The sequence below is a fragment of the Marinicella pacifica genome (genome assembly GCF_014636635.1).
Lineage (GTDB): Bacteria > Pseudomonadota > Gammaproteobacteria > Xanthomonadales > Marinicellaceae > Marinicella > Marinicella pacifica.
On the sequence record NZ_BMEO01000006.1, the window covers coordinates 56,079 to 77,592 of the forward strand.

Below are 21,514 nucleotides of genomic sequence, written 5' to 3' on the forward strand. Positions count from 1 at the left end.
GCACTACGCAGTCTACCTGTGGTTTTTTCACGAGTCAATTAAAAAATGGTGTTTTGCTGCTAAAAAAGGCCATTTTCTCACATATTCGAATAATTGGGTCCACCACCGCCTTCTGGTGTGGTCCACACAATGTTCTGCGAAGGATCATTGATGTCACAGGTTTTACAGTGGACACAATTTTGGAAATTAATGCGAAACTTTTGTTCGCCGGATTCTTCCACCACCTCAAACACAGCCGCAGGACAGTAGCGCTGAGCCGGTTCAGCCCATTCAGGCAGATTGACCTGAATGGGAATATCAGGATCCTTGAGTTTAATGTGACTGGGCTGATCCTCTTCATGGTTGGTGCTGGATAAAAACACCGAAGATAAACGGTCAAAGGTGATTTCACCATCCGGTTTAGGGTATTCAATCGGGGTACTTTCTGCGGCCGGCTGATAACTGGCGTAATCCGGCTGCTTCAGACGCCAGGTAAATGGCATGTGACCCTGCATGATGTTTTGATCAATATAGGTAAAAGCAGCGCCCCAAAAAGTGCCTAATTTATTTAATGCCGGTTCAAAATTTCGGGATTTTTTCAATTCATGATAAATACTCGAACGTTCAATTTCTTCGGCATATAAAGTGAGTTCTGAATTAGGTGATGTCGTGTCTAAATGTTTAGCCAGCGTTTCAGCGGCAATCAGACCTGATTTTAAAGCTGTATGCGTGCCTTTGATTTTAACCGGATTGAGAAAGCCGGCATCACAACCCACCAGCAGGCCACCGGGAAAAGTGAGTTTAGGTAAAGACTGAAAGCCGCCTTTATTTAAAGCCCGGGCACCATAAGATATGCGCTGACCGTTTTTTAGCAAATTTTTAATAACCGGGTTGAGTTTCCATTGCTGGAAGGTTTCGAAGGGGCTGAAATAGGGGTTTTTATAATTTAAAGCCACCACAAAGCCAAGTGAAACCTGTCCGGGCGCTGAATGGTATAAAAACCCACCACCTTCGGTGTGGTTATCTAACGGCCAGCCTAAGGTGTGTACCACTTCACCGGGTTGCGACAATTCTTCATCAATTTGCCAGATTTCCTTAAAACCCAGACCATAATGTTGTGGATCACAATCTTTTTCCAAATCAAACTGCTGCTTTAATTGTTTACCCAATGAACCGCGGCAACCTTCTGCAAAAATCGTTTGCTTAGCCAGTAACTCATACCCCGGCTCAAAACTGTCCTTCGGTTGGCCGTCATGGCCGACACCCATATCACCGGTGATGATGCCTTTAACCGCACCGTCATCGCCATAGATCAGTTCAGATGCTGGGAAACCCGGGAATATATTGACCCCCAGATTTTCTGCCTGCTCACCCAGCCAGCGACATAATTGCCCCAATGAAATAATGTAATTGCCATGATTGCGCATGGGTTTGGGAATAAACAGGCCGGGCACTTTTGTGGCCTTGTCGATACCCCTTAAATAATAAAAGGTGTCATCGGTCACTTCTGTATTGACCGGCGCGCCCATGTTTTTCCAATCCGGAAATAATTCACTTAAAGCCTCGGTTTCGATAACCGCGCCGGACATAATATGTGCACCAATTTCAGAGCCTTTTTCTACCAGCGCAATTTGCCAGTCTTTGTTCTGTTCCTGTGATAATTGCGCCAGACGGCAAGCTGTGGCCAAACCGGCCGGTCCGCCGCCGACAATCACGACATCAAATTCCATGGATTCTCTGTTCATATTCGATAACTCACAAATTTCATTAATTGGGAAAGTCCTGTCATTAACACTTTGACAGGTTGGGGCAGTTCAATACCACCGGCTTGTTTGGCATTTTCGCCGTGGCGTATTTCATCCAGTTGCATCTGTTTCAAAATGGCGGCCGAGCGGGGATCCTTATCGCCAATGTCATCCAGGTGGTCTTGTAAATGACTTTCTACCTGACGTTCGGTTTCAATCACAAAGCCGTAACTCACTGCATCACCAAAAAAAGCCGCTGTACTGCCAATGGCAAAAGAATGGGCATACCAAAAAACATTGGTTTTACTCACCGGTTCACGCAGTTCATCCAAACGAACCTGGCACCAGTTTAAATGGTCATGTTCTTCTGCTGCGGCTTGTCGCAAATGGGCGTGAGTTCTAACATCTTTGGCCCACAGGGCCTGGCCATTGTAGAGTGCCTGGGCACACACTTCTCCGGTGTGGTTAATGCGCATCAAACCGCCAATGTGTTGTTTTTGCTGATCATTTAAATCAGGTTTTGTCACTGCATCGCCCGGGTGTTTGCGGGTATTGTCACTGACATGGTTAATCACCTTTAAGAAGCGATCAAATTCCGTCATCAGTCGGTTGGTGAGTGTTTCAGTCATGATTGTAATCATTAATTCAAACAATCAGACATTTTAACATTTCAGCACTTATTTTTTGATCAATTCATTGAAAAATACGCTAAAAGCATTAAATTAATGCATTTCATTGAAGGAAAGTTTATGCGATCGAAATTATGTAGAACAATGGTTTTGTCCTCTTTGGTGCTGGCATTTCAGGTGGCTATCGCCGATGAAGACAGTCATAACGGTGAATGGTCAGGCTCCGGGCAGTTGGGTTTTTCCATGACATCAGGCAATTCTGACACCGAAAGTTTAACCGCGGGTTTATTGCTTGAACGCGAATCAGAACAGTGGGTTAACAACCTCAATTTGGATGTGGTGCGGGCTTCCAGTGATGGTAAAGACACCGCAGAACGATACACCTTGAGCACCCGCAACGGTTATAAACTGGATGCTAATGATTACATTTATTATAACACCCGTTATGACAAGGATAATTTTTCAGGATTTGATTACACACTGACCACTTCATTCGGCTGGGGTCATCAATTTGCAGATACCGAAGACTATAAATTCAGTACAGAAATCGGTGTCGGTTATAAAATTGAAGCCCTGGATGCTGATCGCACTGAAAACACCGGCGCGGTGGCGGTGGGTAAACTTAATTATATGCGCGCCATCACCGAAACCATGAAATTCAGCGAGGTACTTTTGGTTGAATCCGGAGAGGATAACACTTTTGTGCAGAATGATATGGGTTTTAAATTTAAAATAAACAGCCAGTTTTCCGTCAAACTGGCCCATCAATACCGTTATAACACCGATGTGGTACCTGGAAAAGTGTCACATGATTCTTTGGTATCGGCTAATCTGGTCTATGACTTTTAATCTTTTGGTTTAAATAATTTGAGACCTCTGCATAAGTCGTGAATTAAGTAAAAATGTCTGAAATCCTGAATTTCTGCGTCAGAAAACTTAGCAATAGCTATTGCTATTACTTGCGTTTGCTTCCTTGAACTTCAAAATTTCAATCATTTTTTCAATAGCCCAGACTTATGCAGAGGTCTCAATTTGATAAAACCCGGACAATGACCGGGTTTTATTTCAGTGAAATATCAGCGAATTTACGTTTACCCACCTGAAAAACACCCTGAGTGCCCGCAGCCATCATTTTTTTGGGATCGGTTATTTTCTCACCATCGATTTTCACCGCGCCTTGATTGACCATGCGAATGGCTTCTGAGGTGCTTGGGCAAAGCCCGGCATTTTTCAGAATATGGGCAATCCCCATTTCGCCGGATTCGGCATTGAGCTCCATTACCGGAATATCTTCGGGAATGGCGCCTTTTTGAAACTGGGCTTTAAAGTTGGCCAGGGCTGTTTCTGCCGCCTGTTGGTCATGAAAACGCGCAATGATTTCAAGGGCCAGTTCAAACTTCGCATCACGCGGGTTCTTGCCATTTGCCACCGCTTGTTTGAGTGCGGCCAAATCCCGGTTACTTCTAAAACTCAATAAATCAAAATAACGCCACATCAGTTCATCGGAAATGGACATGATTTTTCCGAACATCACATCCGGTTTTTCATCAATACCAATGTAATTGCCTAATGATTTGGACATTTTCTGCACCCCGTCCAAACCTTCCAGTAAAGGCACTGTGATCACCACCTGGGGTTCTTGGCCTGCCTGTGCCTGTAAATGCCGGCCAACCAGCAAATTAAACTTTTGATCGGTACCACCCAATTCCACATCCGCTTTTAAAGCCACTGAATCATAGCCTTGTACCAGCGGATACATAAATTCATGAACTGCAATCGACTGGCCCGATTTATAACGTTTGTTAAAATCATCACGCTCCAGCATACGCGCCACATTATATTGCGCGGATAATTCAATCATATCAGCGGCTGTCATGGTATTAAACCATTGAGAGTTAAAGGCGATGGTGGTTTTGTCTTTATCCAGGATTTTATAAATTTGTTGCTGATAGGTTTTGGCGTTGTCCAACACCTGTTCTCGGGTCAGGGCTTTGCGGGTGGAACTTTTGCCACTCGGATCGCCAATCATACCGGTGAAATCACCAATGAGAAATATAACTTCATGGCCTAAATCTTGAAACTGGCGCATTTTATTAATCAACACCGTATGCCCCACATGCAAATCAGGTGCAGTGGGATCAAAACCGGCTTTAATTTTTAGTTTTTTGCCCGAATCGAGTTTTTGTTTTAATTCATCCAGTTTGATGACTTCTTCCGTGCCCCGGCAAATTAATTCCAGGTTTTCTTGTACCGACATAATGAAAGGCTTCGTTAAAAAGGGGTTAATTCTACAAAACTCATGTGAAAATGAGAACCTAAATTAAAGCAATGTCTCTGAAAATAATTTATAATCGGTCTGAAATGTCAATCTACTGGAGATATGGTTATTAAAGCCCAGGCCATTCCTAACAAAGCAAACCCGACAATTAAACAGCCGGGTTCGGTTAACTCATTTATCACCCCATTCATCCGTAATAAAAAAAATTTATTTGTGGTGGCAACAGTGCTTTTTTCACTGTTTGCGCTGGCTGATATGTTATCGGTGGGCGCCGATGCCCATGTGGACGTCCGGCCTGTGTACAATCAATTAAGCATTCCTGACACGCCATTGATGAGTTTTTCTGAAAACGGTATGATCGGCACCGAACAACTCAAAACCATCCATCATGTGGTCAAAAAAGGCGAAACCTTATCCGGCATTTTTACTGATGTGGGCTTATCTCAGGGCTTGTTGTTGTCGATTGCGCATTTTAATGAAGACAGTCGCTTACTAACCAAAGTGATGCCGGGTAACACCCTAACGTTTCAAATGAACCATGCAGGTGAACTGGCCAGTTTGGCTTATCAGGTTTCAGAATTTAAAACCCTGTTGATTCATCATGACATTGGGCAGATTTCCACTGAAATCGTGACCCAGGAACAACAGGTTCACCTGGTGAGTACCCACGGTGTGATTGATCACTCAGTGTTTTCTGCCGGTAAAAAAGCCGGCCTCAGTGATAAAATGGTGATGGATTTGGCCAATATTTTTAGTTGGGACATTGATTTTGTATTAGAAATCAGGGCCGGTGACCAGTTCAGCTTAATTTACGAAAAAGTGTATAAAAACGGTGAATTTTTGACCGACGGACGCATACTGGCCGCCAGTTTTACCAATCAGGATCGCCATTATGAAGCGGTCTTATACGATGACGGTTCCGGCGAAACCCAATATTATGCCCCCAATGGCCGCAGCATGAAAAAAGCCTTTTTACGGGCACCCCTTAATTTTTCCTACATCAGTTCTAACTTCAACCCTAAACGTTTGCATCCGGTTACAAAACGCGTTAAAGCCCACCGGGGCATCGATTACAGTGCGCCCACAGGCACACCCGTGTATGCCGCCGGTGCGGGTAAAGTGATTCGCTCGGCTTACAATAAATACAACGGACACCATGTATTTATTCAACATCCCAACGGCATAGTGACCAAATACCTGCATTTCACCAAAAGAGCGGTCAAACAGGGACAGCGGGTGAAACAAAAACAAACCATCGGATATGTGGGTGCCACCGGCCTGGCCACCGGCCCACATTTGCATTACGAATTTATTTATAACGGCGTGCACCGCAATCCGCGTACCGTTGACCTGCCCAAAGCCGAACCCCTGGCCAAAGATAAGATGGCTGCTTTTCATGATTATGCCCGTCCCATTTTGGGACAATTGCACAACATTAACCAAGGTTTGATCGCCCGCATTGAATGAAAACCTTGGGTGTGATGTCCGGCACATCTGCCGATGGCATTGATATTGTTCTTATCGAAGATGAACCTTTAACCCTGCTGGCCCGCGGTTATTTTGCTTTCGATAAAGCCTTAAAATCCCGGGTGTTGGCGGCTATACAAAACAAACCCCTCACAGCTTCTGAAATGGCCGGTCTGGATGCCGATTTAGGCGAAGCTTACAGCGCTGCAATCAATCACTTTATTACCCACAATCAGATTGATAAAAGTAGCCTACGGGCGATTGGTTTGCATGGTCAGACGGTGGCACATTTGCCGGATAATGCAGTCCCAAACAGTTGGCAATTGGGCCATCCCGCCTGGGTGGCTGCGCAAACCGGTTTACCGGTTATTTGTGATTTCCGGCGCACGGATATAAGCCATGGCGGGCAGGGCGCACCTTTGGCACCGGCATTACATGAGGCATTATTTAAACAAACCGGAAGAACCATCGGCGTTTTAAACCTGGGTGGCATTGCCAATTTAACCCTGATTAATGATAATTTAATGGGCTTTGATGTGGGGCCGGCCAATTGTTTACTCGATGAATGGTGCCATCAATATACCGGCAAGGCTTACGATGATAAAGGCCAGTGGGGACAGGCCGGCCAGGTCAGACAACCTTTACTTGAGGCCATGCTGAGTGATCCTTACTTTCGAAAACCCGCACCGAAAAGCACCGGTCGCGAATATTTCAACCAACGCTGGTTGCGGGCTTTTTTAACAGACAATCCAATCCAGCCAGTTGATGTTCAACGTACATTGATAGAACTGGTGGTGCAATCTGTTCTCAGGGCTGTCAATAACTGCCAACCATCGCCGGATCTGCTCATGGTTGCAGGCGGTGGAGTACACAACCATTTTTTAATGGCTTGTTTACAGCAAGGCTTGAAGTGTCCGGTGTTCAGTACCGAAAAGCAGGGTATCGGGGCAGATGATATTGAAGCGATGTTAATGGCCTGGTTGGCAGCTCGCCATTGTCGTGGCCTTAAAACCGATTTAAGGTCAGTCACCGGTTGTCAAAAAGCCCACGTCTATGGTATTTACTACGGCATTTACTGATCCAGCACCAGCACAATGGCCGTGATGTTGTCAGACCCCCCGTTCTCAAGGGCCTTAATCAGAAGCTGATCACACAGCTCCCCCGGAGCCAGATTTTGTGACAAAATAGATGCGATTTCCGTATCATCCACTTCTTCGGTTAAACCATCACTGCAGACCAGGAATTTATCCCCCGGTTGCCAGAGATCAGTCACTCTGGCAATATTTAATTCACTGTTGTCGGTCACACCCAGTGCCTGAGTGACCACATTACGGTGCGGATGATTGCGAGCCTGATCGCGGGTGATGAGCTGCTGATCAACCAGCTCCTGAACATAGGAATGATCTGAACTAATGGCAGTCAGTTCACCATCCCGAAAGCGATATATGCGTGAATCGCCAACCCAGGCACAATGACATTGTTGTGCATCAAACCGGACAATCGCAACCGTGGTTCCCATCGGCAACTGGCTTTGCTTTTCCAATGAACAGGCGATTATGGCGTCATTCGCTCGGTAAATGGTATCGGACAAATCATTGTCTTCGACAAGACCCGCCATAATATAATCACGTGCCAGGGCACTGGCGATTTCACCATGGTCATGACCGCCCATACCGTCGGCCACCAGGAAGATGTGTTTGTCTGCATCAATGCCGTAAGTGTCTTCGTTGTGACTGCGTTTAATGCCTTCGTGGCTATTATGGGCCAACCGATAATTCATATTTTTAGGGTAATAGAATATTTTTTGTAAATCATACTTATAGATCTTGTCAACCACAAACAACTTTGTTTGAAAACAAAGCCAAAAGAATAAAAATCGTGGGTGGTTTCATAAAATTTATACAGCGACATTAAGTATAACGAAAAAAACACCCTAAAACTGTCAATTATTTTTTTCTTTTTGTTGTTGCCAGGCCATCAGCTTGCGGTAAATCATAATGTTTTCCACATAAGTTCGTGCGGTTTTACCATCGGCGGCACCATGCTTTAAGGTTTTTGCCACCGCAGGCTTATTGAGCTGGGGTAAGAAATTTTTAACATCATTCCATAAATCGGGGTTTTTACCCTGTCGCTGGGTTAAAATCCGCGCATCTTCTAAATGGCCGTAACCCATGTTGTAAGCGGCCAATGCCAATTTGGTGCGATCCGTGTCACGAATGCGTTGTGGTAACTTGTTTTTCATTTTTCTGAAATACTTAATGCCGCCGCGCAAACTTTGAACAGGATCAATGCGGTCTTTAACCCCCATTTCTTTGGCCGTAAAGCGGGTCAGCATCATCAAACCTTTGACGCCTGTGATGGATGTGGCATCCAGTTCCCAGTGGGACTCTTGATAACTCATGGCTGCCAGCAACATGGCATCAAAACCCATTTCATCAGCCACCTCATAGACCCAGTGTTTAACGATTGGCCAGTTACTTTTCAGCTTGTTAAAAAACGTGACTGTGTTGGCGGTGTCAATATCAGGAATATAATGCAATAAGTTTTGTTTGTAATCCTCAAACAAACCCAGCCGTTGGCCTTCGGTAATAAATTGATTAAGTTTTTGCAACAATCGATCTGATTGAACTCGCCGTGCCATCAATGCCACCTTTTGGTTATTTGAAACCTGAATCGGCGTATAAAGACCCGGTATAAAGTTCTGATAGATGGCGATGATTTCACTGTCGCCAAGTGTAAAATCAATGTTTTTTGAATTGATTTCACGAATGATATCAAATAAGGAATGGACTTCACTGATAACAATATGGTCTCGCTGATCTGCTGCGAACTGATTTAATAATTCCACATAACTGCTGCCTTTAATCAAATAACCGGTGGCACCGGCTAATTCCGATAAATCTTCAATATCCCGATAGTCATAGTGGGTCACCAATGAAACGGAGGTGTTGTTAATTGGTTGGGTAAATTTAAAATGTTCCAGACGCTTTTTGGTGACGGTTAAATGACCGCCGGCGAGATCAATGATGCCACTTTTCAAATCATTAAACAGTTGACCATTGTTATCATAAGGTATCACCTCAAGCTTCAGACCATTCGAGTCACAGAAGGATTTAAGAATCTGGTATTCATAGCCGGCTCGGGATGAACCGTCTTCAAAATAAGACAGTAAAGAGGTCTGTGTGCCGTAACGCAATGCCCCGCGTTTTTGAATGTAATCCCATTGGCTCATAGCTACCCAGGGGCTGGTTAAACTCCACCAGATAACTGGAATCCATAACAGCAGTATGTATTTATGTTGGGGCGTGATGGTTTTTATGTTGATTCAAAGACCTGATCAAAGTTTGTTCATAAAACCATGCCGTACGCCAAAAGTCAATATCGGAGTGACTGAAAAATCGTTTAAGAATCCCGGTTATGAATTGTTTATAATGTCCTGTTTTAAAACCAAGGAGAATACCGTGAGTTTAATCAGCACCCCCATATCTGTCGGTGAATTATTGGACAAAGTCACCATACTGGAAATTAAACAGGACAAAATTAAAGCGGCCGACAAACTAAAAAATGTTCGCCATGAGCTGCATTTACTGCAGTCGATTTGTGAACAGGAAAATCTGTTAAACGATGAAGTTAAAGCACAAAAACAGGCTTTAAAAGCTGTTAACCTCAGACTGTGGGCAATTGAAGATGATATTCGTATCAAAGAGAAAAAAGGTGAATTTGACGAGGATTTTATTCAACTGGCCCGGCGTGTTTATTTTGAGAATGACGACCGCGCTGCCATCAAAAAACAGATCAATTTAATGACCGGTTCCCAGCTTATTGAAGAAAAATCCTACCAGGATTACCGTTGATGCGCGATTTTAGGTCGCATACATTCAAATATAAGTCATACCTATTACCGACTTGTTTATTAGCAATGTTATAATCCTGAGTATTTAAACAGAAGACCCGTATGAAAGGACACATAAAAAGAACAGAGGAAGACATCATTGTATTAGGGTTAATCGGGATTTACACCCTTGCGGTGGGTTTATTGGGATTTTACCGGTTGTGGCGTCAGGAATACGATATGATGCTTCTGGACTGGTTTCTGGTCGCCATATCAACAGCCATATTTATCTACCATTGGCGCAGCGGCAACACCCGTTTGGCCAGTTATTATGTGGCTGTGTTATCGGTTATCGGTGTTGAATTAACGGTGGCATTTAAGGGTATCGGCCAAATCATGTGGGCTTATCCGGCGGTGACGCTGGTGTTTTATTTGTTGCCACCCAAACATGCCATAACACTGTGGACCATAGGTTTGATCATCCTGGCAGTACAAATTATCGATGCCCCTCTGATTGAACTGGTTTTAATTTCTTCGACCTTGATTGTTACCAGTTTGTTCTGTGTGTTATTTGCTTATAAAATGAAACAGCAAAATGATAATCTGCGTAAAATTTCACGTCAGGATGTGATGACCAAAGTGCATAACCGCCGGGCGTTTTATGAAGATTTAAAACGGCTCAAAGCCACAGGAGACAGCATAACCGCCATTTTTATTGATGTGGATAATTTTAAAAATGTGAATGATCGGCTGGGCCATGTGGAAGGTGATCTGGTGCTGCAATTGGCCACGGATATCATTAAACAGTCTCTGGAACCCAAAGACCGATTATACCGTATGGGTGGTGATGAATTTGTCGCCATGTCGCGCCATTTGAGCTGGCAAAAAGTCTGCGAACTGGCGCATAAGGTGCACCGGAAATTTGCCAACAGTGCACTGGCCAAAAAACATAACTTAACCCTGTCGATGGCGGTGGGAAATCGTCAGGATGATGAGTCTTTAAGTCAATGGTTAAACCGCTTAGACGCCGCCTTATATGATGCCAAAAAGAAAGGCCGTAATCAGGTTGTGTATTTAAGTGATTAGGCTATGTATAAAGCAACAGTTAATGACCTGTTATATCAAGATTATTACCCAGTCTGACCATGATGTCTGAACAAGGCGCCATCCAAATTTATTACAGTGCCCGGGTTAATCGATTGGTTGATGCCCTCAATAGCGACATTAAATCCCATTATGGTAAGCAGCCAAATCCGCTCAAACCACTTAGCATCATTGTTCCTAATGGCCACATCCAAAAATACCTGAATCGCCGCTTAACTGAAATTAATGGTATTGTTGCCAATCTGGAATTTCCGTTTTTGGAAAGCGGACTGTACCAGGCGTTAAGCGACACACAACGCCAAAAAACACCCTCTTTGCTGTCCGTTCAGGACATGGAGTTAGCGCTGTGGGGCTTTTTCTGTAACGCCGATAATCAAGGTGATCCTGTTTTGTCGCCGTTATATGACTATTTATTCAGCCAACAAAACCCGGTGTTGCTCAGTCAAAAACGCTGGCAGCTGGCAGAACAGCTGGCTTTGTTATTTATTGATTATGAGTTATCACGCCCGGATATGATTGCGGCCTGGTTAGCAGGCCGCTTATTTTTCAGCCATAGTCAAAATAAACGATTAAAACAGATTGAAGCCGCTCAGCGCGCTGTTTATCTGGATTTGTTTAAAGGGACCAATCATGGTGTGACGTTAAATGGTTTGTTGCAAGCCCTTGAGCCCGAACAACCACAACAATCTCAATCCCTGTTTTTGTTTGTACCATCACGTCTCAGCCCGTTGCATCGACACATTATTCTGTTATTGGCACAGTATTATCCGGTTCATATTTATCATTTTAATGTTTGTCGTGAATTCTGGCAGGATTTGGAAACGGATGCCGAAATAAGCTGGCGCCAATCCATTCAACAGCTGGATTTAACTGCCACCGATGCCAATGGCCATGCCCTTGAAAATTCTGATCAATCATTAACTGAAGAATTGTTTTTCGATTTAGACGCCGGTTTAGATGACTATGAAAACCCTTTATTAAAAGCCTGGGGCAAACCCGGCCGGGAAACCCTGCGCCTGTTGAGTGACCTGGAAAATGATGCCATACATGCCGGTATCGGCTATCAAGATGACTTGTTAGATGAACATGCCGAAACGATTGATTCGCCGACCTGTACCTTACAGGCCTTACAGCACAGCATATTAAATCGCATTCCGGGTGATCAATCGCAACATGCCTTAAAAACCACGGTACAACTGGCGGCCGCACCCTCCATTGAAGTTGAAGTAAGCCAGGTTTATAACAGTATCCTCTATGAACTGAAACAAGATCCGTCTCTGCAATTAACCGATATCGCGGTACTGGTGATTGATATGCCATCCTATCGCTATGTCATTGAACAGGTGTTTGATCGCTTAAATCGGCATGTGATGAGTCCTTTGCGTTATAGCATCAGTGATTCCAACGCCGGTGAAGAAAGCTTATATGCGCGTGCTGTCAGTCAATTATTGATGATTTTAGAAACAGACTTTATCCGCGATGAGGTGTTTGCATTTTTGACCAACCCTTGTGTCATGGCAGCCCTTGGTAGTCATTCAGGTGAAATGGATGCCTGGTTACAAACCGCCGTGGACTTAGGCATTTACCGTGGATTTCAGCATCTCTATGCATCGCCTGATTCAGAAACCGGCCGTCTTTATACCTGGCAACAAGGCTTACAGCGTTTACATCGCTCACTGGTACAATCCAATGCCGACAGGAGTTCATTAAACAGCCATGAAATAGGGCGCTTGTCGGTGGTCATGACACGCCTGAATGGCTTTAAATCCATACTTAATCAGCCGCTAAGCGGTCGTCAATGGCAGCCCAGTTTGCAAAATTTATTCGATACATTTATTGCCGTTCCGGCGGATTATCAACATGAGGAATCGGTGGCACTGGCCTTAAGCCGGGATTTACAGCAATTAGCGGATCAGCAACCGGACCTCCAACTGGGCTATCATGATATGAAGCAGTACCTGTTATCACGTCTGACTAACATGGATGCCGGACGGGGCCGTTATTTATCCGGCGGCGTGGTCTGTGCCGCCTTACAACCGATGCGACCTGTGCCTTTTAAAATCACCTATGTGTTGGGCCTGGGGGAAGCTAAATTTCCGGGTCAAATTCGACACAACACCCTGGATTTAGCGGCTTATTCACGTCGTATCGGTGATATTAATCAGGTTGAGAACAATAAATATTTGTTTTTAGAAACGCTGATGAGCAGCCAGAATAAACTATTTTTATCCTATATCGCCCGCGATGAAAATACCGGTGATTCCCTGGCGCCGAGTGTGGTGGTCAATGATGTCATCGACTGGTTTGATCAAAATGACAACGCACATCTGCCCATCGTTCATTTGCCTTTATCACTGGCGGACAATTTTAAATTACAAACACAGCTTGATAATCCATCCTTAGTTCAAAACCACAGCATACGTGATTATCTCCTGTATCGCCACCAACTGAACCCTGACATCACATGGTCTGAAGAAGACCTGGCAACGATGACCGTCGAGCAGCGGACTGAAATAAATCGTTTTGCATCACTGAATGATGGTCATTTCGGTCAATCGATTCAAGAAGAAGCCACTTCTGAGTCGGTGATTGATTTAACACTGTCAGCATTAAATGACTATCTGATTAACCCCACTGAAACCATTTTTGCTCAACAGGGCGGCGTGTTAACGCGCATTGAAGACACCGAATTATTGAGTGATGAGCCGTTACGCATCAACCCTTTGGATAAACACCAGATATTAAATCAAGCGGTGGCCACTGATTTAAAGCTGAACCCGGATCAGGCGGTTAGTAAACCTGATTTGGCGTCAGTATTAGATCATCACTATCATCTTTATTTACAACAAAGTCGGGTCCCCATTCCATTATTTGCGTCTATTGAGCCGCTTAAACAGATTCAGGATATCGATGAGTATCAGTCACTTAAAAGCGCTATTGAAAGTAATCAGTTATTACCCTTAAATGGCAATTTAGTTATTGGTTCAGCCTACAGCCAAGTAACCGTGGCGCAACAATTAACGGCTGTTGATTTGGGTGAAATTAACGGGCAAGTGTGCCAATTGTCGGCATCGATGGCTCACCTAATGAAAAATAAACAGCAACAAATCGCTGCCCAGGTGGTTATTCGTGCCGGCAAGTATGATAAAGATAAAAGTTATCAGTTATTGCTTAAAGCCTTTTTAGATTGGTGTGTACTGCTGTTACATGATGCCATATCGGTGGCTGAAAACCATCAGGTTTGGCTTATTTTTCAGGATAAAGTCATCACTCAAAATTTCCGCCGGGATTTAATCAATAAAAAAATAATTAACAATTATTTAAAGCATTTGTGTCATCACTTTATGGACGCCAATAACGATTATCTGCCGTTAGAGTTGCACAAAGTTCTGAGCTTTAAATGCACCCAAAAAGATGATGCCCAACCCATTAAAGTATACCCCTTTAAAACGCAGATATATTTTGCCTATCAGGACTTACCCGGTCACTTACTGGATTCATTGCGTTACAACTACCGTCAGGCCTTGGCCTCAGCCGATGAAGTGAAGGCAACGTTCGGCGGTCAAAAGTCACCGGCCTATAATGAAATCAAAAGTCTGCTTCATTACCCGGCGTCAGAAAACGTTTTGCTTGATTACCAAAATCGGTTTATGTTGTTTTTTGCCCTGTTAGACGGCATTGATATCAGGAACATACCATGACTGATTCATTCCAAATTATACACGGGGCCGCGGATATCGATGTAAACCGGCATGCGGTGATTGAAGCGTCCGCCGGAACCGGTAAAACCTATACCATGGTGGCTTTGGTTATGCGTCTGATGGCCGATGAACAGGCCGGCTTACCCTTGGATAAAATCCTGATTACCACCTTTACTGATAATGCCGCCAATGAATTAAAAGACCGTATTCGAAAACAATTAAAACAGCAGTTAAGCGCAGGTGGTTTGTCTGAAAAAATAACAAAACGTTTTGAAAAGGGCTTGCAGCAGATTGAATCGGCACCGATTCATACCATCCATGGTTTTTGTCAACGCATGACCCGGGAATTTGCCTTTGAATCAGGTCAAATTTTTGACCAGGCATTGGTGTCCGGCGACCAGGTCTTAGAAGATTGTTTTAATGCTTATGTCAGAACCTGGCCGGCTGATAAAGAAATCAAAGCCGAATTTAAGACCTATTTAGCGACAGATGCCAAAAACAGTTTAGCCAAATTAAAAACCACGGTTTTAACATTAGCGAGGCAAATAAAACCTGATTTTGATGTGATACATCCTCAAGACCCGGGACAGATAACTGATTTAGCTGGGTTTACACTACTGGCTGGAATGGACAGCTTAAAAGATCAGTTTTTGCAGTTGCACACCAATAAAGGCGGGGCCATCAATAAAGCCATTTCGGATAATTGGAACGAGCGTGTCGAACCGTTATTGTCTCAATTAGCAGATCCGACCAGCAGCCATCAACAGAAACTCATCAGATTAAATCAAGAAATCGATGACATGGGGGATAAAGATTGTTTTACACACTTTTTCAATCGAGCACCTAAAGCCTTTAAAGATGGACAATGGACCCACAATCAAGAAAATTACCCCATCATATGCCAGCAATTAGAAGCTGTTTTTGAACTGATTAATCAGCTTAAATCTCAACGTTCTTTTGGTCAAACGGCCATCATTAAACGCTGTTTAGACCATTTAAACACAGCGGTCTCGGATTATTTATCTGAACAAGGCCAAGTCACCTATGATCGCATTATTCGTCAGTTATATGAAATTTTACAGCGTGAGAAACGCGATAACACCAGCGCATTGAGCGATGCCATTCGAGATCAGTTTTCGGTGGCCATGATCGATGAATTTCAGGACACCGATCCTTATCAATGGCAGATTTTCAAAGGGCTGTTTTTATCGACCGATAGCAGCACCCATCGATTATGGGTGATTGGCGACCCTAAACAATCCATCTATGGTTTTCGGGGCGCGGATGTCAACACCTATTATCACGCCCGCACAAGTCTGCAAGCAGCGGGTGCCCAAAGCTATCGTTTAAACACCAACTACCGCAGTATTGCGCCGTTGATTTCGACCTTTAATCACTTTTTTACGGCACAACAAGATGCCGACAGTCCGGATTACTGGTACCCGAAAGACAGTATTGAAGTGGCGGCTGCAGATCGCCAGAAAAATTCTGATTTACCCCGCTTACAACAGGATAATTCCGGCTTATCAGCGTTTAGTTTTATTCCGTTAGATGCCGATAATAAGGCCGATTCACGGCGCCTTGAACTGGCTGAATTAATTGCCGATATCATTAAAACACGCTTAATTGGTCGCCTAGAGTTTACATCTGATAAAACTTCTAAGGTCCTGAATTACGACGATATTTGTATCTTGGTTCGGGCCCATAGCGACAGTGAAGTTATCAAAAAGGTCTGTCAGGCTCAGCAGATTCCTATCAGCTTGCAGAAAAGTAAAGGCTTGTATCTGCAACCGGAAGCGATTCAATATGAGGTTATTCTCAGTGCTTTACATCAACCCCATGACAATGCCCGGGTACATAATGCCTTAAGTACCTTGTTTTTTGATCAGGCTTACAGTCAACCACAGTTATTATCAGACCAGCAACAGCGGGCTCTGAACCAACAGTGGCTACAATTATTAAACTGGGCCAAAACGGCTGATTGGGTGGCCTTGTTTGATTGGTTAGTCGATGGCAGTGGTGCGCGCTTCCGCGCTGAAAAATCCCATAACAGACGGCAATTGGCCAACCTTCAAAAGATTGCCAATACCTTGTGTCGTTATGCCATCCAAAACGATGCCAGTCCTGCGGAACTGCTTCGCTATTATAAAAAATTGCGATTAACCGCTGCCGAACAGGAAGAAGATGACCAGAATCAGGACACCGATCAACAAGCCGTTAAAGTCATGACCCAACATGGCGCCAAGGGTTTGGAGTTTCCGGTGGTTTTTATTTTTGATGGTTTAACCAATCCGCGCGATAAAGATGCCTTTCATAAATTTTACAGTGAATCTGAACAAGCCACTGTTTACGACATCAGTAAACAATCCAAAGCATTACAGAAAGAGACCAAGCACAAAGAGTTTAAGCAATTGTATTATGTGGCCATCACCCGAGCCGTTTATAAGGTCTTCGTTCCTTATCTGCCGGCAGACAGTAAAAGCCTGTCACATGATTATCGTCACCTCATCATTAATAATATTAATCGTTGTGCAGAAAAAACGGAAAGTCAGGATTGCTGTCCCATAAGCACCGCATCGGCGCAAGCGCCGGGACCAGCTTTATCGATACCGAAAGAACCGGCTGTTTCACTGACAGCCTTTTCACAAGGACCAACACAACTGTCAAAACGCAGTCAATTTATTTACTCATTTTCCTCGTTAAGTCAATACCTTATCAGCGACTCAGGCGACACCCAACAACGTCACTTTGGTGATGAAACAACCATCAGCGATGAGTTTTCGACCACAGAACTGGTGCAAGCCGAAGTACCCTTAATACCCGGCGGTGTGACTACTGGTCATGTACTGCATGGTGTCTTTGAACACGTTGATTTTAACGCGGTGATGGCACATAACACACTGGCCGACTTATGGCAGGACAGCACAATCATGGCGGTAATTGATGAGCAAATGCAGTTATTTAAGATGGCTAATCAGCCCATTCATCGCGTCAATCTGGATCGCACTGAGGCCAAAGATTACCAACAGCAACTGGCCGTCTGGGTCTGGCACACCCTAAAAAAACCATTACCCATATTAAACGAACAATGTCTGGGAATGATCGGTGCAGAAGATCGCAGACACGAAATGGCCTTTCATTGGCAGCATCTGGGACAAACTTTGACCGGTTACATTGACTTGTTGTTTCGCGTTGATGACGGGCAGGGGGGGCATGATTATTTTATTTTGGACTGGAAAAGTAATCTGAATGCCGAGGGTTATGATCCCAAGGTATTGGCCGCAACGGTGATGAAACACCATCATTATGATCTGCAATATCAGATCTATGCGGCTGCAGTGTCGAGCTGGTTTCAACAACTTAAATTACCCAATGTCCGACTTAAAGGCGCCATTTACGCCTTTTCCCGGGGTATCAACTGGCAATCGGATGATCAGATGGGTTTTTATTGCCATGAATTTGCGGATTTAGAGCAGCAGAATATAGAGACCCAACAGCATATCGCCACGCTCACCGGAGTCAAACCATGAGCTTATTCGATATCAATCAATCATTTTTGCAACAGTGCTTTCCCGGTCTCGATCTGGATTATGTTTTGCTGAGCGAGCAGCTCAACCTTGATTTGGCGCATCTGCAATTGTTGCGTGACTGTTATCAATCATGGCAACAGCCATCATTGCCGTCTGAATTTTGGCTGTATGCCTTGTTGTTAGTGGATGAAATTAACCGCGGTTCATCCTGTCTTAATAGATCATCTGAACGATTTAAGCATTATCAACAACAATTTAATTTAACGGACTGGCAGGATTTAGTCATCGATTTGGATTTATTGAAGCTGGCTGAACAACCAGTGTTTGTGGATCATAATGGCTGTTTGTTTTTCCAAAAATACCATGATGCCGAGCAACGATTGCAACAGCAAATTAGCGCATTAATTCATGATTATCAAGGTCAGCGTTATCAGCCAACGGCAATTAAACAAGCCCTTCAAAGTGCTTTAACAAACCGACAATACCCATTGAATACCGAGCAAATTCAAGCCGTTATAACCGGCTTGATGCAATCATTCAGTTTGGTCTCCGGCGGGCCGGGAACCGGTAAAACCACCATGGTTGTCAGTTTATTGCGTTGTTTACAGGCTTTGGGCGTGGACCCGGCGTATATGGCACTGGCCGCACCCACCGGACGCGCCGCTTATCGCATGACGGCGTCGTTACAATCCGGTTTGCATGAAGAGCTCAACAAGCAAGTCAATGATAAGCCATCACCCTTAATGGCATTAGAAGCCCAAACCATTCACCGTTTGATCGGAAAAAGTCACCGATTTAATCAAACTAATCGCTATCACAGTCAGCACAAATTACCCTATAAAGTGATTATTATTGATGAGGTGTCGATGGTGGATTTACAACTCATGACTGAACTGCTCGATGCCGTGGCGCCAGATTGCCGCCTTATTTTAGTCGGTGATCAATTTCAACTGCCCTCGGTGGAATCCGGGGCCGTATTGGCCGATCTGATGCCACCACAAGGTCATAACGTACGCTTAAGTCGGACTTTCGCCTCAGTACTGGCTGCGCTTATGACACCGTATGTCGAAGATACCTTGCATATAACCGCTGAATCGGATGATAACCAATCGGGATTATTAGTCGATACCTGTACGATTTTACGGCAATCTCATCGCAGTATTCAGTCCATCCAAACCATCAGTGAATATGTCCGTTTGGGTGATGCGGAGGGGCTTTTTAAGGCCCCTGAATTAGTCAAACTCCCTCAAAAAAGTCTAACTGATTCGAGCCAAGAGGGCGTTATCTGGATGCCACAACACAACCATGCCTCCGCCGGTTTAGCACTGATATGGGATTGGTTTAAGCAGCACATTGAATTAGATCAATACCATCAAAGTTTACAGCCCTGTGTTAATTTTGAAGCGCAAGCGATCGGCGACTATCAGACAAACCTATCAACAATATTTGATTATATTAACCAGCAACAAATCCTGACCCTGATGAATACAGGTTCTGCTGGTCAAGAGTTTATTAACCGCTACCTGTGCCAGCAATTAAAACAACGCTGGCAGATTAACGTTGGTCAAAACCATTTTCATGGTCAAGCGGTAATGATGCGTCGCAACGATTATGACAAACAGCTCTTTAACGGCGATATCGGCATTATTCTGCAGGCTGATGAGGGCTGGCACGTGGTGTTCCCCGGCCGAAACGGGTATCGCTCTTATGCCTTGGCTTTATTACCTGAATTAATCACTGCATTTGCCATCACTGTGCACAAAAGCCAGGGTTCAGAATACCGTCATGTATTCATGCCTTTACCCCATGACCCTGGTAATCGTTTATTAAGCCGGGAAATTATTTACACCGGCTTAACACGAGCCAAAAAATCGGCATTTATTTATGGCCATCAATCGGTGTTAAGTCAGGCCATTAATAATCACAATGAACGCCAAAGTGGATTGCAATTCTGGTAAATCAAATTTAAAATTTTGACCCTTTCTCATTAAAAATTACAATGCACACAGTCAGAGGAGTCGGTGGCCTGTTTTTTAAATGTAACAACCCCGAAAAATTAGCCGCATGGTATAAAGAACATTTGGGGTTTGAATTAGACGCACCGTTTTGTGCGGTTTTCAATCCCCGGAAAGCGAAACCCGAGGACCGGACGGTGTGGGGCGTTTTTAAAAATGAATCTGATTATTTCTTACCATCACGACAACGGTTTATGTTTAACTTTATTGTTGATGATGTTCAAGGGATGATCGATCAGGTGGTCAAAGCCGGTGCCCGTCAAGTGGGTGAAGTGGCGCAGGAAGAGTATGGTGATTTTGGCTGGTTTATCGATCCAGAAGGATTTAAAGTCGAATTGTGGCGGCCTAAAGCAGATTAATTCACTTTATGAAAACACTGCGTGATATTCAAATTCGTTTTATTGGTGCCGGCAATATGGCCACCAGTTTGATCAGCGGTTTACTCAACAAAGGCCTCAATACGGCTCAGATTAAAGCCACCAACCCTAATTACAACCAACGAGAATACATCCGCAAACAGTTCAACATTCAGGTATTTGATGACAACAACGAACATTTTGGTTGGCCGGATGTGGTGGTGATGGCGGTTAAACCGCAGGTGATGAAAACGGCCTTAACTGAAATTCGTGAAAACATCCATCATACCCAAGCGGTTGTGGTGTCGGTGGCAGCGGGTATCACCACGACCCAAATACAAGAGTGGTTACATGAACCCAGTGCCATTATCCGCACCATGCCCAACACACCGGCGGCCATCGGCCAGGGGGCCATTGGTATGTTTGCCAATAACCGGGTCAGTACTGCACAACGCAGTCAATGTGAACAGATTATGGATGCAGTGGGCACGTCCGTTTGGGTCACTCAAGAATCAGACATGGACATTGTCACCGCCTTATCAGGCAGTGGTCCGGCTTATTTTTTCAAGTTTATCCAAGCCTTGCAAAAGGCCGCCGAAGACTTGGGTTTATCAACACAAAATGCCCGGTTACTGACCCGACAAACAGCCGTCGGTGCGGCCTTACTGGCCGAACGCAGCGACCGACCCATCACCGAATTGATTGAGCAGGTAACATCGCCTCAGGGCACGACCCATGCTGCTTTAACCCGATTGAATGATTTACATTTAGATGACGTTGTAAGGCAGGCGGTGACTGCCGCCTGGCAACGTTCTGCCGAGCTGTCTGCAGACAGCGACTGATACCTCACTGTCAAATGAGTGATTTCATCTTTGACG

The 21,514-nt window shown here is 44.4% G+C and carries 15 protein-coding genes; 10 read left to right on the forward strand and 5 right to left on the reverse strand.

Translation table 11 applies throughout. From position 1 onward, the window contains the following. Positions 1 to 77 precede the first annotated feature (77 nt). Both IEV16_RS08425 and coq7 read right to left on the reverse strand, forming a co-directional pair. Positions 78 to 1,724, reverse strand: coding sequence for an electron transfer flavoprotein-ubiquinone oxidoreductase (locus IEV16_RS08425; RefSeq protein ID WP_188365257.1), 1,647 nt, complete (start codon positions 1,722 to 1,724; stop codon positions 78 to 80). Then, positions 1,721 to 2,353: a 2-polyprenyl-3-methyl-6-methoxy-1,4-benzoquinone monooxygenase gene (coq7, locus tag IEV16_RS08430; protein WP_188365258.1), complete on the reverse strand. Its 633-nt coding sequence runs from the start codon at positions 2,351 to 2,353 to the stop codon at positions 1,721 to 1,723. The genes IEV16_RS08425 and coq7 overlap by 4 nt, the downstream gene beginning before the upstream one ends. 120 nt (positions 2,354 to 2,473) lie before the next feature. On the opposite strand from coq7, the gene IEV16_RS08435 reads away from it, so the two are divergent. Then, positions 2,474 to 3,202 (forward strand): DUF481 domain-containing protein, encoded by a 729-nt coding sequence (locus tag IEV16_RS08435; RefSeq protein ID WP_188365259.1) that lies wholly within the window; start codon positions 2,474 to 2,476, stop codon positions 3,200 to 3,202. Positions 3,203 to 3,413: 211 nt separating this feature from the next. Here IEV16_RS08435 and tyrS read toward each other — a convergent pair whose 3' ends face one another. Beyond that, complete coding sequence (tyrS, locus tag IEV16_RS08440; protein ID WP_229728303.1) at positions 3,414 to 4,613, reverse strand: tyrosine--tRNA ligase; 1,200 nt, start codon at positions 4,611 to 4,613, stop codon at positions 3,414 to 3,416. A 120-nt stretch (positions 4,614 to 4,733) separates the two neighbouring features. On the opposite strand from tyrS, the gene IEV16_RS08445 reads away from it, so the two are divergent. Then, the gene (locus IEV16_RS08445; protein ID WP_188365261.1) at positions 4,734 to 6,098 is read left to right on the forward strand and encodes a peptidoglycan DD-metalloendopeptidase family protein; all 1,365 of its coding nucleotides are present in this window, start codon (positions 4,734 to 4,736) and stop codon (positions 6,096 to 6,098) included. After that, positions 6,095 to 7,177, forward strand: a complete 1,083-nt coding sequence (locus IEV16_RS08450; RefSeq protein ID WP_188365262.1) for an anhydro-N-acetylmuramic acid kinase — start codon at positions 6,095 to 6,097, stop codon at positions 7,175 to 7,177. The genes IEV16_RS08445 and IEV16_RS08450 overlap by 4 nt, the downstream gene beginning before the upstream one ends. On the opposite strand, the gene IEV16_RS08455 is transcribed toward IEV16_RS08450, so the two are convergent. Both IEV16_RS08455 and mltF read right to left on the reverse strand, forming a co-directional pair. Then, complete coding sequence (locus tag IEV16_RS08455; protein WP_188365263.1) at positions 7,171 to 7,878, reverse strand: PP2C family protein-serine/threonine phosphatase; 708 nt, start codon at positions 7,876 to 7,878, stop codon at positions 7,171 to 7,173. The genes IEV16_RS08450 and IEV16_RS08455 overlap by 7 nt on opposite strands. 162 nt (positions 7,879 to 8,040) lie before the next feature. Further along, a complete protein-coding gene (gene mltF, locus IEV16_RS08460; protein WP_188365362.1) occupies positions 8,041 to 9,423 on the reverse strand; it encodes a membrane-bound lytic murein transglycosylase MltF in 1,383 nt (460 codons plus the stop codon). A gap of 136 nt (positions 9,424 to 9,559) precedes the next feature. Between mltF and IEV16_RS08465 the strand changes: the two genes are divergently transcribed. The 7 genes from IEV16_RS08465 (at position 9,560) to proC (ending at position 21,478) form a co-directional block, all read left to right on the forward strand. After that, the gene (locus tag IEV16_RS08465; RefSeq protein ID WP_188365264.1) at positions 9,560 to 9,952 is read left to right on the forward strand and encodes a DUF6165 family protein; all 393 of its coding nucleotides are present in this window, start codon (positions 9,560 to 9,562) and stop codon (positions 9,950 to 9,952) included. Positions 9,953 to 10,053: 101 nt separating this feature from the next. Further along, on the forward strand, positions 10,054 to 11,016 hold the full coding sequence (locus IEV16_RS08470) for a GGDEF domain-containing protein (RefSeq protein ID WP_188365265.1): 963 nt from the start codon (positions 10,054 to 10,056) through the stop codon (positions 11,014 to 11,016). Positions 11,017 to 11,075: 59 nt separating this feature from the next. Next, positions 11,076 to 14,735: an exodeoxyribonuclease V subunit gamma gene (locus IEV16_RS08475; protein ID WP_188365266.1), complete on the forward strand. Its 3,660-nt coding sequence runs from the start codon at positions 11,076 to 11,078 to the stop codon at positions 14,733 to 14,735. Beyond that, positions 14,732 to 18,265 carry a UvrD-helicase domain-containing protein gene (locus IEV16_RS08480; RefSeq protein WP_188365267.1) on the forward strand — a complete coding sequence of 1,178 codons (3,534 nt, stop codon included), beginning with the start codon at positions 14,732 to 14,734 and terminating at the stop codon, positions 18,263 to 18,265. Before IEV16_RS08475 ends, IEV16_RS08480 begins: the two co-directional genes overlap by 4 nt. Beyond that, the gene (gene recD, locus IEV16_RS08485; protein ID WP_188365268.1) at positions 18,262 to 20,223 is read left to right on the forward strand and encodes an exodeoxyribonuclease V subunit alpha; all 1,962 of its coding nucleotides are present in this window, start codon (positions 18,262 to 18,264) and stop codon (positions 20,221 to 20,223) included. The genes IEV16_RS08480 and recD overlap by 4 nt, the downstream gene beginning before the upstream one ends. Positions 20,224 to 20,264: 41 nt before the next feature. Continuing rightward, entirely contained in the window at positions 20,265 to 20,639 is a 375-nt protein-coding gene (locus IEV16_RS08490) for a VOC family protein (protein ID WP_188365269.1), read from the forward strand. An 8-nt stretch (positions 20,640 to 20,647) separates the two neighbouring features. Then, positions 20,648 to 21,478: a pyrroline-5-carboxylate reductase gene (gene proC, locus IEV16_RS08495; protein ID WP_188365270.1), complete on the forward strand. Its 831-nt coding sequence runs from the start codon at positions 20,648 to 20,650 to the stop codon at positions 21,476 to 21,478. Positions 21,479 to 21,514: the final 36 nt, after the last annotated feature.

Coding starts and splice junctions, on each gene's coding strand:
- IEV16_RS08450 (WP_188365262.1), top strand. CDS start 6,095: ATGAAAACCTTGGGTGTGATGTCCGGCACATCTGCCGATGGCATTGAT.
- IEV16_RS08435 (WP_188365259.1), top strand. CDS start 2,474: ATGCGATCGAAATTATGTAGAACAATGGTTTTGTCCTCTTTGGTGCTG.
- IEV16_RS08445 (WP_188365261.1), top strand. CDS start 4,734: ATGGTTATTAAAGCCCAGGCCATTCCTAACAAAGCAAACCCGACAATT.
- IEV16_RS08480 (WP_188365267.1), top strand. CDS start 14,732: ATGACTGATTCATTCCAAATTATACACGGGGCCGCGGATATCGATGTA.
- recD (WP_188365268.1), top strand. CDS start 18,262: ATGAGCTTATTCGATATCAATCAATCATTTTTGCAACAGTGCTTTCCC.
- IEV16_RS08470 (WP_188365265.1), top strand. CDS start 10,054: ATGAAAGGACACATAAAAAGAACAGAGGAAGACATCATTGTATTAGGG.
- proC (WP_188365270.1), top strand. CDS start 20,648: ATGAAAACACTGCGTGATATTCAAATTCGTTTTATTGGTGCCGGCAAT.
- IEV16_RS08425 (WP_188365257.1), bottom strand. CDS start 1,724: ATGAACAGAGAATCCATGGAATTTGATGTCGTGATTGTCGGCGGCGGA.
- IEV16_RS08455 (WP_188365263.1), bottom strand. CDS start 7,878: ATGAATTATCGGTTGGCCCATAATAGCCACGAAGGCATTAAACGCAGT.
- coq7 (WP_188365258.1), bottom strand. CDS start 2,353: ATGACTGAAACACTCACCAACCGACTGATGACGGAATTTGATCGCTTC.
- IEV16_RS08475 (WP_188365266.1), top strand. CDS start 11,076: ATGATGTCTGAACAAGGCGCCATCCAAATTTATTACAGTGCCCGGGTT.
- IEV16_RS08490 (WP_188365269.1), top strand. CDS start 20,265: ATGCACACAGTCAGAGGAGTCGGTGGCCTGTTTTTTAAATGTAACAAC.